The organism is Ruegeria sp. CF5 (genome assembly GCF_056537325.1).
In genome coordinates this window covers 273,522-287,629 of record NZ_JBQFRI010000003.1, presented here as the reverse complement: position 1 = coordinate 287,629, position 14,108 = coordinate 273,522, and the positions used below count along the sequence as shown (strand labels likewise).

Here is a 14,108-nt window from a genome sequence, read left to right as displayed (position 1 = left end):
TGTTTGGGCAGAGTATTCAGGATGCGTCGAAGGCTGACTATGAAGGAAAACGCGGGCGATCCTTTGGCTGCCCTGCGGATTTCCGCAGGGTAGTTTCGCCTACAACAAAGCCTCTTTATCAAGACCGAGTTTGACGATCTTTTCATTAAGCGTTCTGCGTCCAATTCCCAGCGCCTCGGCGGCGGCATCCATCCGGCCCTTGTGCGCCTTTATGGCTTTGCCAATAAGCTCGCGTTCAAAAGCAGCAACTGCTTCGCGTAGCGTATCCGGCACATCGTCGATGTGTTGATCACTTTGGATCGCCTTTGTAAGCGAACCGCCCCCGCGTCGGGCAGCCAAAATGCGTCGCTCGCAGACATGGCGTAGCTCACGCACATTGCCGGGCCAGTCATGGGCAAGCAGGGCAGCCAGATCGTCCTGACTGAGCTCTGGCGCATCAATCTCGTAAACCTGAGCGTATTCGGTCAGGAAGTGCGTTACCAAAAGAACCAGATCATCCCTTCGCTGACGCAGCGGAGGTAAGGTCAAAACGAATGTATTCAGCCTGAACAGAAGATCCTGGCGCAGTCGTCCCTCCCGGGCGGCCAGCTCTACGTCTTCGTTGGTCGCAGACAAGACCCGGAAGCTGACTGGTGTGGGTGAGACAGCACCTACCGGTAACACGTGCTGATCTTCGATGACCCTGAGCAACTTTGCATGAACCGAAAGCGAGCACGAGCAGATTTCATCCAGAAACAAGGTTCCGCCGGATGCCGCCACCAGCCTTCCATCCGATGTCCCCGCGACACCGAACATTTCGGCCTCGAACGTGTCGGCGGACAAAGCTGCACAATTCAGCGCCAGAAACGGCGCATCTGGAGTTCCGCCCAGATCATGCAGGGCATGGGCAACCAGTTCCTTTCCGGTCCCTGTATCGCCCTGCAACAGCACCGCGACAGAGGTATCTGCAAGATCAAGAACATCCTGCCGCAGGGCTGCAATCGCATCAGTTTCGCCAAGCAGAATACGATCCAGTCCAGACAGCTTTAACAGCCTGTCCTTTAGCCGTGTGTTGCTTTTGCGCATACGGCTTTGCTCGGCCGCGTGCGTCAGAACGGTAAGTAAGCGCCGCGGCTCATATGGCTTTTCGATGAACCCGTACGCCCCATCCTGAATGGCTTGCACCGCCATTGGTATATCGCCATGTGCTGAGATGAGCACGACCGGCGGCGCGATCCGTTTGTCCAGACTGGCAAGCAATTCGATGCCCGACATGCCAGGCATTCGAACATCCGAAAGGATGACGTCCGGCGTTGCGTTGGCCAGATACTCCGACACCTGCGTCGCCCGCGGCACAGCGCTGACGCTCCACCCGGCGGCTTCGAGCAACTCGACCAGAGATTGCCGCATCGACTTGTCATCGTCGACGACAAGGACTTTGAAAGGTTGCTGTTGGGTCATTCGTTTGTTTCTTCGGATCTTGCGACCATCGGGAAGGTTACACGGAACACCGTGCCGCCACCCTCGCGGTTTCGGGCCGTCATTGTACCATCGTGATCTTTGACAATGCTTGCGGAAATGGCCAGCCCCAGCCCCATTCCACGCCCGCTTTCCCTTGTGGTTACAAATGGCTCTTGCAGTTCAGCCAGCGTCGCATCCCCCAAACCATGGCCGTTATCCTGAATTTCCAGCGTAGCCCTGTCATCGGAACTTGTTACAGCGACTTGAATTTCAGGAGAGCTTGTTTCGTCTGTTGCGTCGATGGCATTGCGCAAGAGATTTGTAATGACCTGCTCGATCCGCAGCGCGATGCCCCGGATAAAAACCGGGTCGGCGGGCATATCGAGCGTGATTCTCACCTTGCCCTGCTCGACATTCGGAGCGACCAAAGCCAGAGCGGCGTTGACCGAGACGCATAGGTCTATGTCCTTGAAAGCCTCGCTCTCTGAACGCGCGAAAAACCGCAATTGGCGCGTAATCCCTTCCATCCTGTCAACCAGACTTCCGATTTTTTGCGACAGCTTGGTTTCGCTGGACGTTCCGATCTCGGCTGCGACCAAATGATTGCGCATGGCGGCAATAGGCTGGCCCAGTTCATGAGTGACAGATGCGGAAAGTTGCCCCAGAGCCGCCAACCGGCTTGCGCGCTCAAGCTCACCTTGTGTGCGTTTCAGGCGACGTTCTGCGGTCCTGCGATCTTCGATTTCGACAGCAAGGCGTTCATTGGCTTTGCGCAGCTGTGCTTCTTCCTGTTCGGACCGCGCCAGCGCCGCGGTTACGCGACGCGCACGCTGTATTTGGAAAAAGATGAATGCGAGTCCTGCCAGAAAGACAAAAAGCGCAGTAACCAGCCAGCTTCGCGCCACAGCCCGGTCGTCACTTGCAAAATAGTGAAGCGACCATCCATGCGGCAGGTCGGTGGCGGCCAGATGCAAACGTCTTGCGCCCGAGATTCTGGCTTGATCGCCCGCCAGTTCGGTCCAGTCCAATGGATCAAGCTCCTGCCCCGGAAACTGTCTTGCCAACCGGATTCTATCCTGTTGCTGTTCCGACAGCGGATTCAGCGCACGGTACTGCCAATTCGGATCTGACGACAAAAGAACAACTCCGTCCTCATTTGCCAGTAGGACCTGTTCACCCGAGTTTCTCCAACTTTCCTGAAGGTCGGAAAAATCAATCTTTATAGCAATCACCCCGGTTGGTGTGGCCGCACCATCGAGCACTACATTGGCAATAAAGTATCCTGGCAAACCGGTTGTCGCTCCGATCGCATAAAACCGACCTTGCTCGCCCGCGAGGGCGGTCTGGAAATATGGACGGAAAGCATAATTCTGCCCCACAAAGCTGCTGACATCGCGGTAGTTAGATGCGGAAATGGTGATCCCGTCTTCATCCATCAGGTAGATCGCATCCAGCCCCGCCTGTGTCGCAAAATCCTCGAGCCGTCGGTTCAAGGTTCCGGTGCCGTCCCCTTCTGCCGTTCCAATGACAAAGGAATCCTGTGACAGCACATATGTGAGGTGAGAAAACCGTTCGAGTTCGCCGTTCACCGAGCTTTGGTAGAGAGAAAGCCGGCCCTGAGCTTTGGAAAGCTCCTCCGAAAGGAAGTATTGGTAGGACACCAGATAAAGGCCAATGCTAGCGGCAGTGGCTACTGCAAAAATAAGGAAGTACGAAGTTGACCGCATTGATTGCCCATTAACTGCGACAGCATAGGACCACAGCAGGTTTTAGTCGTCCATCCCAAGACTTTGAGGGGTTGTGTCGCAATCTTGGGATCGAGGTTGAGCTAATCACCTGACCTGACGCTTGTTGCACTCTAATCAATTGCAAGCAGGTCCCAGTATGGTCTTTTTGACAGGTCTTCATTTTCTCAAGATCGTAAAGCGGTTTGGCTGCCCCGCGAAAATTAATGGGTTCTGACCTCAAATTCTCAAATAGCCTCTAGAACTGAAAAAGGCATTGCCCAAGTTAGGACAATGCCAGTTTAGGCAGCTGGGAAGAGAGAGTGAACTGCCTAAAATATCAGTGTTTTGTCGTGAATCCTGCAGCCTATAGATGCACGAAGAGATCGTTTCCCTCTACTGACACATCAAAGCGTCGTGTTTTGATCGACGGATCTACGAGAAACTCACCGCTCCGAATGTCAAACTCCCACCCGTGCCAGGCGCAACGGACAATTTCGCCGGGCTTGTCATAGATGAACTCAGTCTTGTCAGTTTTACGGGTGGTGCCACACACAGGGCCTTCGCACAGAGCCGCGCCTTTGTGTGGGCAGATGTTGAGCAATGCATGAAACCCATCCTCAAGTCGGAACACACCTATCGGCATGTTCGAGACGGTTACGATCTTGGCCGCATCGACGGGTACTTCATCGGTTTTGCAGGCGAAATGCTTGTTTGCCATGGTCGAAGTCTCCTATTTATTCGGCGGCATGCGCCATCGGGCGCGGCAGGCGGGTATAGACGTCCAGCGCATTGAGCCCGAAGATCTTCTCGCGCCATGCGGGCGGAACGTGCAGCTTGTTGACGTCGTCGTAATCCCAGTGCGGATAGTCCGACGCGAACATCAGGGTGTTCTCACCATCCATCGCTTCGAGCGTGGCCCACAGGTGCTGAATGTTTTCGGGCTGCTCCAGCGGCTGGGTCGACATGCGGATGTTCGACTTGAAGTATTCGGACGGCAGACGCTTGAGCCACGGTGTTTCCTTGCGCAGCGCCTTGTAATTCGCATCCAGACGCCACAGGACTGACGGCACCCAGGCGACGCCACATTCGATAATCACCACCTTCAGCTCGGGCCATTTCTCAAACACACCGTGGGCGATCAGGCTGGCCATGTGGGTCATTGCGGTTTGCGGCAGGATCGCGTGGGTTTCCCAGAAGAAGGTCGATGGCCCGGCCCCGATGGGAGTCGAGTTGATGCCGCCCTGTCCACCGAGGTGCATGGCAAACGGCAGGCCCATTTCGGCGCAAGCCTCATAGATCGGGTGATAGAACGGGTCGCCATAGGGGCGCGCGGCACCGTGGCTCACCAAAACTTGAACGACGCGGGGATGCCCGCCAACCCGGCGGATTTCAGCGGCGGCCAGATGCGGATCCTGCGGTGCGACGACAATCGAACCCCAGAAGCGCTCGTCCTTGGGAAGCCAGTAGTCGATCATGTAGTCGTTATAGGCTTTGCACAGCGCATTGGCGTAATAAGGGTTGGCCAGCGTCGAGGCTTCGATGGGTTCGTCGCCGGTTAGAATCGCAACGTCGATATTGTATTTATCGAGGTGCTTTTCCTTCATGATCAGGTAGTTGTCGTCTTCCTCAACCGGGTTCACATCATGGCGTGCAAAGCCTTCGGGGTGAAACCAAGGACGGTGGCCATGAGGGAATGCACCGCGCGGGCCGGTGCGTTCGCCGCGGACAAACATGTCCTTGAAAAGACCTTCCATGTAGGGTTCCAGAACCGTGGCGCTGCACCAATAATTGTGGCAGTCGCAATCGACGATGAACATGAACTTCTCCTGTTGCTGGCGCCAAAAGGGCGGGCTTTTATCTTGTTCAACGACGCTTGATATCTGCGAAGCTTTGGCAAATAAATACAATTGAAATGCATCTATCAATCGGGATTTCCGATTAAATGAATCGCCAGCTGTTAGTGACCTACATGGATGTTCTGGAAACGCGGAATTTCAACCGCACTGCCGAACGTCTGAATATTACCCAATCCACGGTCAGCGCCCGCATCCGTCAGTTGGAGCAGGAGCTGGACACACGCCTGTTCGAACGCGGGCGTGGCGGCGCCGAACCTACAGCAGCAGGGCGCCGGTTTGAAACTCATTGCCGGTCGCTGCTGGCCGCTTGGAGTCTGGCGCGACGCGATGTTGAGGCCGGTGGCGGCGGCAACAGACAACGCTTGCGGATATCGGTCCAGTTCAGCTTGGCGCGATCCGTGCTGATTGACTGGACGAAGGCGGTTCGGGAGAGAAACCCACATCTGGACCTTTATCTCGAGGCCAACTTCTCGCAGCAGATTCAGCGCGATGTCCTGACCGGCGAGACTGATATCGGCATTGTTTTTGTCCCGCACCAGGCGCCGGACATGTTTGTCAGCGAATTAGGCAGCGAAAGCTATGTAATGCTGTCCACCGATTGCGACCGGATCGAAGACGTCCCTTGGTCGCGCTACATTCAGGTGGCCTACACATCCTATTTCGACCGCCAGCATGACGAGGTGTTCTCGGATCAACCACAAAGCTCGACATTGGTGGGCAGCAATGACCTTGCGCTGGATTTCCTGAAAGCCAACGGTGGAACCGCCTATTTTCCCGGCTTTGCGGCCCCGGGCTTGTGCGCTGAGTACCCGACATTGCAACAGGTGACGGATGCACCGGTGATCCCGCAGCCCATCTATTCTATCGTGCATGTACGCAAACGTCATGACCCACTGGTGGCGCAGGCAGTCACCCTGTTCAAAGAACTGATCCAACACCGATCAATCGCTTTAACCGATTGATACCGCAATTCTGCACAGTTTTTCAGTTTCCCCGCACCATTATCCTCGCGCGAACCCTATTTTGGAGGTTTCCGCAAGATGCTCGTTGCGACGGACAGTCCGTTTTCCCTGAGTTCAGCCAATAACCAACCCTGCTACGCGGGTGGGCCTGCCACTTTGACCTGCAAAGCGGTGATCGACGAAACGCATGACAGCAAGACCTTCGTCTTTGAGGACACGCAAAGCCGCAGTTTCGACTTCAAGCCCGGCCAATACGTGACCTTCTGCTTCGAGATCGAGGGCAAGCAGCATGTGCGCGCCTATTCGATCTCTTCCACGCCAACGCGACCCCACAACATTCAGGTCACCGTCAAGCGCGTGCCCGGTGGGATAGTGTCCAACTATCTGAATGATCAGATGGTCCCCGGAACAGAGATCGAGATTGCCGATATCACCGGCGGCTTCAACTGGGTGGATATCCCCAGCGATAAGCCATTGTTCCTGTCCGGTGGCTCGGGCGTCACCCCGGTCATGTCGATGCTGCAATACGTCACCGACGTGGCCTTGCCGAAAGACATCGTCTTCGTGCATTTCGCACGCTCGCCTAGGGACATCATCTTCCGTGACCAACTTGAGTTTTTGAACCGACGCTTCGCCAATGTGACCATCCATACCATCGTGGATGAAGCGAATGATGGGTTCGATGGTGAAACTGGTCAGATATCGGCTGATTTGCTGCAGCGACTTGTGCCCGATCACGCCGAGCGCAGCATTTTCATGTGCGGTCCCGAAGGGTTCATGAAAGCAGCCCGTGATGTGGCTTCTGTCATTCCGTTTGCCGCTGTCCACGAAGAAAGCTTTGGCGAAAAGATCACTATCGAAGAAAGCAGCGGCACGGGTGGCGAGGTCTATTTCTCGCTCAGCGGTCTGCATGGTCATGCCGCCGAGGGCGAGACCTTGCTAGAGGCCGCGCTGAACGCTGGCGTCTGGATCGACTCGGCCTGCCAGCAGGGCGTTTGCGGCAATTGCAAAGTGCGCCTCACTCAAGGCGATGTTGAGATGCAGGACATGGGCGGCCTGCAACCTGGTGATACCCAGCAAGGGTATGTGCTGGCCTGTTGCAGTTGGCCGAAAGGCCCTGTCGCACTCGACGCGTGAAGTGGAGATTCTAAGGGAGGAATACAAATGTCAATGAAACCACCACTATCGGAACTTCCGATAAAAACCGCTGACAACGGTTTTTACCGGGGGTTCAGCGTCAACGTGACCGTGATCAGCAAGATCGTTATCAGCCTGCTGGTTGTCTGGTGTATTGTTTGGCCAACCCAAGCCGGTAGAATTCTTGGCGATTGGAACGCCGCCATTCTTTCGCAGTTTGCTGCTTGGTATATCTGGGTTGTTACCGGCTTTGTCATCGTCTGCATTGGGCTGGCCATCTGGCCAACTGCAGGACGTATGAAACTTGGCGTAGCGGGCGAGAAACCAGAGTTCTCAAACTTTTCCTGGTTCTCCATGATGTTTGGCGCGGGCATCGGTGTCGGAATGCTAACTTGGGCGGTCGCCGAACCTGTCGCACATTTCAAAAACAACCCGTCCGTTATTCAGGGGGTGACGACCGCGCTGGACGCCGACAACGTCCGAACGGCTTATGTGTGGTCATACCTGCATTGGGGTTTCGGGGCGTGGGCATGTTACGCGATAGCTGGCTTGGCGCTTGCTTTCTTCAGCTACCGTCGCGGACTGCCACTGACGATCCGCTCCTCATTGACCCCTCTGTTTGGAAAATCGCTGTCGGGCAACCTTGGTCATCTGATCGACATCGTTGCCGTTGTTGCCACTATTCTTGGCGTTGCTCAGACATTGGGTTTTGGGGTCGAGCAGTTCGTTGCTGGTCTGACACGTATCGGTATCGGCGGCCTTGCTCAGCCTGATGGTTCGGCCACGACGCTGGGCATCATCGTTGCTCTGATTGTCATCATGGGCGCGTCGACCTTGTCGGCCCTATCCGGTGTCGGGAAAGGCATCAAATGGCTGTCGAATATCAACATGGGCTTGTCCATCTTCCTTCTGGGGTTCTTCATTCTGTTCGGTGCAACATTCTTTGGTGCCAAAGCGTTCTTCGTGGGCATCTGGGACTATGTGGTCGCGCTGCCATGGCTGAGCTTCAACGTCTACACCTCAGATGGTGTTGAGGGATCGGAAGCGTTCCTGCTTGCACAGTGGCAGGGCTGGTGGCCGGTCTTCTACTGGGCCTGGTGGATCGCGTTCGCACCTTTCGTCGGTTTGTTCCTCGCCCGGATTTCCCGTGGCCGGACGATTCGTGAATTCGTGCTTGGCGCAATGATCGTTCCCGCGCTGATGTGCTTTGTCTGGTTCGCCTGGGCCGGCGGAACGGCCATCGACCTGGAACTGAACGGGGAGGCAAACGGCGTCATCCTGGATGCGGCGAACGGCGACAAGATCTTCGCAATGACGGAATACATGCTTGCTCCGATTGCAGAAGCATTGGCCTGGGCGATGGCCGCAGTGATCGTTGTCCTGCTGATGACGTTCCTCGTCACGTCTGCAGACTCGGCCGTACTGATCGTGAATACGATCAACGCAGCGGGCGACGAAGGCCCCAAGGCAAGACCTCACATCATGTTCTGGGGCGCGGCTCTGGCACTTGTCGTCGGGGGTTTGCTTGTCTCAGGTGGTACAGGGGCAATCCAGACCGCAATGGTCATCGGTGCATTGCCTTTTTCTATTGTAATGGCGCTGATGTGCGTCGCGCTGATCAAAGCAATCTGGAATGATGGACGGCGCGAAGCAGCGGGCATCGCAACAACAATCTCGGCAGAGGCTTCGACTATGCCTGCCGAATAAAGGTAGGTGCATTACCTCTGAATGGCCTCCGATGTTTCGGAGGCCATTTTCTGTCCTACCCTCGACGCGACATCTGTTATCCGGTCGGGCCCAACCGGGTCAGTGTTCCTGCGCATTCCGCAATTTTTCAAGAATTAGTCGGACCTCAGGGTTGGATCTGAGCCTCTTTGGGTAAGCCAGCATATAGTTCTGTTTAAGTTCTAGCGGCTCAAACTCCATTTTTGTGATCCTGCCTGCGGCAAGATCATCGGCCGCCATCATACTTGGCACCAAGGCAACACCCAAACCGTGCTTGGCAAAGTTCAGAGCTGTGCTGCTGGATTGAACAAGCAATCCAGAAGAGCGATCGACGCCCCTCCGCCCTAACAACGCAGTTTCCCAGTCAGGAGACGACGCAAACCCGCGCCCCCAATCAGTATGTATGAAGGAACTATCCTCTAGGGCTTCCAAATCGACGCCATGACGCTTGGCGAAACCCGGACTGGCGACGGCTATCAACCTGTCCGCAAACAGCGCTTCAACCTGGTAATCACCATAAAGATCGTGACCGTAGAATATCCGCAAATCCACTTTGTTCAGCACCAGGTCGACGGGATCTTCTTCAACACGGATACTGAGAGGTACCAAAGCGTCAGCATGCGCGAGCTCAGCGATTTTCGGCGCGAGCCAGGTTTCAGCCACGGATTGAGGTACGCTTAGTGTCAGTCGTTTTTTCCGTTGCCGCTTGCGCTGCATCTTCGCTGACAACGCGCCCAATTCACTCATGGCATGAGCCAGCTGCGGATAGGCGGTTTGCCCGGCTTCGGTTAATGAAATTCGATTACCTTGCCGTATGAACAACGTTTCCTGCCAAAAGTCCTCAAGCAGTTTCACCTGTTGACTGATTGCAGCCGAACTAACCCCCAGCTCACGCGCTGCGTTGGTGAATGATCCGGTGCGGGCTGCGGCCTCGAAAGCACGAAGGGCGTTAAGCGGAGCGTTTTTGTCCATTGGTCTTCCGAAAGTTTTACTTATTGACCATAATTAGAATGCCTATTGATTGAAAGAGCAGCACACATTTAACCTCTGCGCATTACGGTGGAGGAACTGAGATGAAAGACCTGATCGATCTGGAGAGATATCCCCTGGACAAGCCTGATAGCCGTGATTGGAAGGATCTGGTCGAGACCTGCAAGGCAAGCCTGGCCAAAGACGGCCTGTTCAATTTGCCGGGTTTTATCCGGCCAGAAGCGCTGCCAGGCGCAGTTGAAGAATTGAAGCCGGTTCTTGATCGCAAGGCGTTCACGCATGCACGGTTCCACAACATCTACTTCAAGAAGGATATCGACGGTCTGGCCGCAGATCACCCGGCGTTGATAGAGTTCGAAACCTCGAACCGCACAATCTGCGCCGATCAGATGGGCCGTTCCGCGGTGATCTGTTTGTATGAATGGCCGCCCTTCGCCAAATTTCTTGCCGCTGTCATGGACAAGGCCGAATTATTCACGATGCAGGACCCGCTCGCACGGGTGAATGTCATGGGTTACTCGGATGGTCAGGCACTCAACTGGCATTTCGATCGCTCTGAATTCACGACGACGTTGCTGTTGCAGGCCCCCGACGAAGGCGGTGAATTCGAATATGATCAGGATCTGCGGAGTGACACAAATCCGAATTTCGATGGCGTGGCAGATCTGCTGGAAGGGCGCCGCACACCAACGCTCATCACGCTAGAACCCGGTACTCTCAACATTTTCAAAGGTAAGAACACGGCACATCGCGTCACACCTGTCAAAGGTGATCTGGACCGCATCATCGCTGTATTTTCCTACTACGAACGCCCCGGTGTACAATTCTCGGAACAGGAACGCATCGGGTTCTATGGGCGTGCGTCATGAATGTAAGTGCGGCATTCAAAGATGATCGCAAACTGACCTATCTGAATGCTGAGGGCGCAGATAAACCCCTAAAAAGTCCCGTACCCGATGCGGTTTTGAACCGCGCGCGTAAATATCGGCTGCAACGTCTGCGCGATCAGTTGGAGCAATCGGATTGCGCTGCGCTGTTGCTTTATGATCCGTGCAATATTCGCTACGCGTTTGATTGTTCGAACATGCAGGTTTGGACGCTGCATAATCCCATGCGCTACGCCCTAATCCTTGCTGGTGGCCCGGCGATCATGTTCGAATTCAAGGGTTGCCTGCATCAAAGCGAGGATTTGCCAGGTATTGACGAAATTCGTGTCGCCAAAACGTGGATGTTCATGGCCTCTGGCGACAAGGTGGGCGCGGCTGTTCAAAACTGGGCCGATGAAATTGCCGACCTAGTCCGAGAGCATGGTGGCGGAAATGGCCGAATTGCCTGTGACACTCTGGATGGAAGCGGCGTCCATGCGTTGGAAGCGCGCGGGCTGACCTATATCGAGGGCACGCAAATCACCGAGGTTGCGCGCTCGATCAAATCAAACGATGAGATCGAATTGATGCGTTGGACAATCCGTGTTTGTGAGGCCGGTATGGCGCGCATTTACGACCACTCCCACCCCGGCGTGACCGAGCGGGAGCTTTGGGCGCATCTGCATTTTGAAAACGCCCGCTCAGGTGGGGATTGGCTGGAAACCAAGTTGTTAACCTGTGGCCCCCGGACCAACCCATGGTATCAGGAATGCTCAGACAGGGTCTGCAAGACCGGTGAGATGATCTCATTCGATACAGATATGATAGGGCCTTACGGTTATTGCGCCGACCTGTCTCGATCCTGGACATGCGGTTATACCAAGATGACCGGTATTCAGCGCCGCTTGTATGACACCGCGTTGGACCAGATTTATCATAATCTTGAACTTGTGCGGCCCGGTACGAGTTTCACCGAGTTTAATGAGCTGAGTTGGCGCATTCCCGATGCGCACGTGCCCTACCGCTATTCCCTCGCAGTGCACGGGGTTGGCATGGCTGATGAATGGCCGGTGGTGCCTTTGCACGTGGATTGGGGGCCCGGCGCGATGTCAGGGCGGTTCGAGCCTGGCATGGTTGTCTGCGTCGAAAGCTTGATGGCTGAAGAAGGCTCTGAGAGCGTAAAACTTGAAACCCAAGTTCTGGTAACTGACGAAGGGTACGAGCGATTAGACAGCTTCCCGTTTGAATGAAGCCCCGCGATCTCTCAGCTAGGAGATAGCGGTTCAATTTCCGCGCCCCAATTTCCGAACAACGCAGGGGCAGAGCGTCGGATTGAAAAACCCGGCGCTCTGTTTGCTAGGGTGGCAAGGCCCGATAACCTCGCACCCAAACATCAATCTTGATCTCAGGGCCAGGAACGCTCGCCCTCAATAACTTGCGCGCTTAGTTCAAGATCGCCCACGTTCTCAAAGCCGGGATAGGCTTCCCGCATCGCCGCAACCAACTCGGCAGAGTTCTCCGCCTTTTCCGACGCAGCTTCAAACGCAGCGACGTATTCTTTGGTAAACTCAACGGTGCTTTCATCCTCGGCGCTATCGCCAATGACGTGCCCGGGAATGATCCGGTCGGGGTTAAGCGCGGTAATCTGGTCTAATGTTGCGCGCCAGTTGTCGCGGCTTTCAGGTGTTTGGTTGTCTGCAAGCCAGACATGGACGTTTTCGTACAGAACCACGCCGCCCAGCACAGTTTTTTCGGTAGGTGCCCAAAGAAATGTGTGGACGGGATCGTGGCCATCAAGACCGACAACCTGAATTGTATTTCCATCCACCGTCAGGCTATCGCCCTCCAGAACGTCCGGAATGATCAACTCGGTCGGAGCATTTTCCTTCAGAATTGGCCCCCAGAAATCATATTTGAGCTGGATCGTCTTCTCGATCCCTTTCACGGTTTCAGGCGTGGCGACGATTTTGACATCGGGATAGGCCGTGCGGATCGAATCCAGACCAAAGTAGAAATCGGGGTCTTTGTGGCTGATGAAAACGGTCGTGAGCGGCTTTCCGGTGGCCTTGATCATGCTGACCAATTGTGCGGCATCATCCTTTTCGAACTGCGCATCGATCAGAAGAACTTCGGTGGGACCTTCGACCAGATTTGAAGACACCGGGAACAGGCTGCCTTTGTTAGGGGTAAAATGAGTAATTTTTAGATCGGCAGCCATTGCAGCCGTCGAGAGCATCATTGCTGCGGTAGCGGTCAGGATTGCTTTCATAGTCATCTCCTTTGTCAGGGGGCAACCTTGAATGACCGTCGCGATTGCCCTGTGCGTGACAAATAGGGAGTCGACGCCGTCAACAAAATGCGCATTATATGGACTTATCGTCAGTCAAAAGTTGACCTTAAATGACAAAATCAAACCTGAACCGCTTGGAATATTTTGTGGCCATAGCCGAGGCCGGAACCATCACGGCAGCGGCGGATCGCATGCGCGTCAGCAAGGCAGTTGTCAGCAAGCAACTGCAGCTCCTTGAGGAAGAACTGGGGGCAAGTTTGGTTGTTCGAAACTCCCGTCATTTGAACCTGACGGAAACCGGCCAGTCATTTTACGCGGCAGCACAAGCGTCTGTCGCTCAGGCAGAAGAAGCCTATGCGATGGTGCGACGCGGCAGCACCGAACCTTCCGGGACGCTGCGCATCACCGCACCACTTGATTTGGGCGCTGATTATGTTGCTCCGGTCGCGGCCGAGTTTCGTAGAATGTACCCTGCAGTGACCATAGAACTGACGCTGAGCGATGCACGAATAGATCCGGTCAAAGCGCGGTTCGACATCGCGTATCGCGTTGGCTGGCTCGTCGACTCCGCAAACATCGCCCGCAAACTGGGGGATTTCAGGCAGATCGTCGTAGCCTCTGAAAAAGTCGTCGAAGAATTTGGCGACCCTAAAGTACCAAGCGACTTGGCAAATTTTCCGTTTATCGAGCACCAAGCACTATCAACCCCTCTCCGCTGGCTTTTTTCGGGGCCAACGGGCGATGCAATAGAGGTAGAAATGATGCGCGCTTTAGCGGCGGACGTAACTCCTGCAATCAAAGCGATGACGTTAGAAGGGTCTGGTATATCAATCCTTCCAGACTTCTACATCCGAAAAGAACTTGCGGAAAAATCTCTGATCCAGCTTCTCCCCGACTGGACACTCCAGTCCGGAGGTATCTACTCAGTTTATCCGCCAACACAGTACAGATCGACCGCCACACAACGCTTCTCGCAACACTTCGCCGAGTATATTCGAAAAGAACTAGTTTAAGCGGCAATGGAAAACCGGACACCCGCAAAATGAGCAGCGTGCCCCGCCTCGCAGGCGGCGTGGCTCTTTACGCCAGAGAGATGGGACAACCCGTGCTCAGGA

12 protein-coding genes are annotated in these 14,108 nt (G+C 55.0%); 6 read left to right on the top strand and 6 right to left on the bottom strand.

Annotation, left to right across the window (positions count from 1 at the left end):
* Positions 1 to 99 precede the first annotated feature (99 nt).
* The 4 genes from ACR0NW_RS10715 to ACR0NW_RS10700 form a co-directional block, all read right to left on the bottom strand.
* The gene (locus tag ACR0NW_RS10715; protein WP_480791735.1) at positions 100 to 1,440 is read right to left on the bottom strand and encodes a sigma-54-dependent transcriptional regulator; all 1,341 of its coding nucleotides are present in this window, start codon (positions 1,438 to 1,440) and stop codon (positions 100 to 102) included.
* A complete protein-coding gene (locus ACR0NW_RS10710; RefSeq protein WP_480791734.1) occupies positions 1,437 to 3,167 on the bottom strand; it encodes a sensor histidine kinase in 1,731 nt (576 codons plus the stop codon). Before ACR0NW_RS10710 ends, ACR0NW_RS10715 begins: the two co-directional genes overlap by 4 nt.
* 364 nt (positions 3,168 to 3,531) lie before the next feature.
* On the bottom strand, positions 3,532 to 3,885 hold the full coding sequence (locus tag ACR0NW_RS10705) for a Rieske (2Fe-2S) protein (protein WP_480791733.1): 354 nt from the start codon (positions 3,883 to 3,885) through the stop codon (positions 3,532 to 3,534).
* A 16-nt stretch (positions 3,886 to 3,901) separates the two neighbouring features.
* A complete protein-coding gene (locus ACR0NW_RS10700) occupies positions 3,902 to 4,984 on the bottom strand; it encodes an amidohydrolase family protein (protein ID WP_170817893.1) in 1,083 nt (360 codons plus the stop codon).
* Positions 4,985 to 5,109: 125 nt separating this feature from the next.
* Between ACR0NW_RS10700 and ACR0NW_RS10695 the strand changes: the two genes are divergently transcribed.
* The 3 genes from ACR0NW_RS10695 (at position 5,110) to ACR0NW_RS10685 (ending at position 8,829) form a co-directional block, all read left to right on the top strand.
* Positions 5,110 to 5,985, top strand: a complete 876-nt coding sequence (locus ACR0NW_RS10695) for a LysR family transcriptional regulator (RefSeq protein WP_480791732.1) — start codon at positions 5,110 to 5,112, stop codon at positions 5,983 to 5,985.
* Positions 5,986 to 6,063: 78 nt separating this feature from the next.
* Positions 6,064 to 7,122: an FAD-binding oxidoreductase gene (locus ACR0NW_RS10690; RefSeq protein WP_480791731.1), complete on the top strand. Its 1,059-nt coding sequence runs from the start codon at positions 6,064 to 6,066 to the stop codon at positions 7,120 to 7,122.
* Positions 7,123 to 7,149: 27 nt separating this feature from the next.
* On the top strand, positions 7,150 to 8,829 hold the full coding sequence (locus ACR0NW_RS10685) for a BCCT family transporter (RefSeq protein ID WP_480791730.1): 1,680 nt from the start codon (positions 7,150 to 7,152) through the stop codon (positions 8,827 to 8,829).
* Positions 8,830 to 8,928: 99 nt separating this feature from the next.
* Here the strand turns inward: ACR0NW_RS10685 and ACR0NW_RS10680 are convergent, their stop codons facing one another.
* Positions 8,929 to 9,819, bottom strand: a complete 891-nt coding sequence (locus tag ACR0NW_RS10680) for a LysR substrate-binding domain-containing protein (RefSeq protein ID WP_480791729.1) — start codon at positions 9,817 to 9,819, stop codon at positions 8,929 to 8,931.
* A gap of 101 nt (positions 9,820 to 9,920) precedes the next feature.
* On the opposite strand from ACR0NW_RS10680, the gene ACR0NW_RS10675 reads away from it, so the two are divergent.
* The gene (locus tag ACR0NW_RS10675; protein WP_480791728.1) at positions 9,921 to 10,706 is read left to right on the top strand and encodes a HalD/BesD family halogenase; all 786 of its coding nucleotides are present in this window, start codon (positions 9,921 to 9,923) and stop codon (positions 10,704 to 10,706) included.
* Positions 10,703 to 11,953 (top strand): M24 family metallopeptidase, encoded by a 1,251-nt coding sequence (locus ACR0NW_RS10670; RefSeq protein ID WP_480791727.1) that lies wholly within the window; start codon positions 10,703 to 10,705, stop codon positions 11,951 to 11,953. Before ACR0NW_RS10675 ends, ACR0NW_RS10670 begins: the two co-directional genes overlap by 4 nt.
* Positions 11,954 to 12,108: 155 nt before the next feature.
* On the opposite strand, the gene ACR0NW_RS10665 is transcribed toward ACR0NW_RS10670, so the two are convergent.
* Positions 12,109 to 12,972 carry an MBL fold metallo-hydrolase gene (locus tag ACR0NW_RS10665; protein ID WP_480791726.1) on the bottom strand — a complete coding sequence of 288 codons (864 nt, stop codon included), beginning with the start codon at positions 12,970 to 12,972 and terminating at the stop codon, positions 12,109 to 12,111.
* A 131-nt stretch (positions 12,973 to 13,103) separates the two neighbouring features.
* On the opposite strand from ACR0NW_RS10665, the gene ACR0NW_RS10660 reads away from it, so the two are divergent.
* A complete protein-coding gene (locus ACR0NW_RS10660) occupies positions 13,104 to 14,006 on the top strand; it encodes a LysR family transcriptional regulator (protein ID WP_480791725.1) in 903 nt (300 codons plus the stop codon).
* Positions 14,007 to 14,108 lie beyond the last annotated feature (102 nt).

What these genes read in the sequence shown, in the direction of transcription:
- ACR0NW_RS10675 (WP_480791728.1), top strand. Translation starts at nt 9,921, where the DNA reads ATGAAAGACCTGATCGATCTGGAGAGATATCCCCTGGACAAGCCTGAT.
- ACR0NW_RS10670 (WP_480791727.1), top strand. Translation starts at nt 10,703, where the DNA reads ATGAATGTAAGTGCGGCATTCAAAGATGATCGCAAACTGACCTATCTG.
- ACR0NW_RS10715 (WP_480791735.1), bottom strand. Translation starts at nt 1,440, where the DNA reads ATGACCCAACAGCAACCTTTCAAAGTCCTTGTCGTCGACGATGACAAG.
- ACR0NW_RS10695 (WP_480791732.1), top strand. Translation starts at nt 5,110, where the DNA reads ATGAATCGCCAGCTGTTAGTGACCTACATGGATGTTCTGGAAACGCGG.
- ACR0NW_RS10660 (WP_480791725.1), top strand. Translation starts at nt 13,104, where the DNA reads ATGACAAAATCAAACCTGAACCGCTTGGAATATTTTGTGGCCATAGCC.
- ACR0NW_RS10700 (WP_170817893.1), bottom strand. Translation starts at nt 4,984, where the DNA reads ATGTTCATCGTCGATTGCGACTGCCACAATTATTGGTGCAGCGCCACG.
- ACR0NW_RS10705 (WP_480791733.1), bottom strand. Translation starts at nt 3,885, where the DNA reads ATGGCAAACAAGCATTTCGCCTGCAAAACCGATGAAGTACCCGTCGAT.
- ACR0NW_RS10665 (WP_480791726.1), bottom strand. Translation starts at nt 12,972, where the DNA reads ATGAAAGCAATCCTGACCGCTACCGCAGCAATGATGCTCTCGACGGCT.
- ACR0NW_RS10690 (WP_480791731.1), top strand. Translation starts at nt 6,064, where the DNA reads ATGCTCGTTGCGACGGACAGTCCGTTTTCCCTGAGTTCAGCCAATAAC.
- ACR0NW_RS10680 (WP_480791729.1), bottom strand. Translation starts at nt 9,819, where the DNA reads ATGGACAAAAACGCTCCGCTTAACGCCCTTCGTGCTTTCGAGGCCGCA.
- ACR0NW_RS10685 (WP_480791730.1), top strand. Translation starts at nt 7,150, where the DNA reads ATGTCAATGAAACCACCACTATCGGAACTTCCGATAAAAACCGCTGAC.
- ACR0NW_RS10710 (WP_480791734.1), bottom strand. Translation starts at nt 3,167, where the DNA reads ATGCGGTCAACTTCGTACTTCCTTATTTTTGCAGTAGCCACTGCCGCT.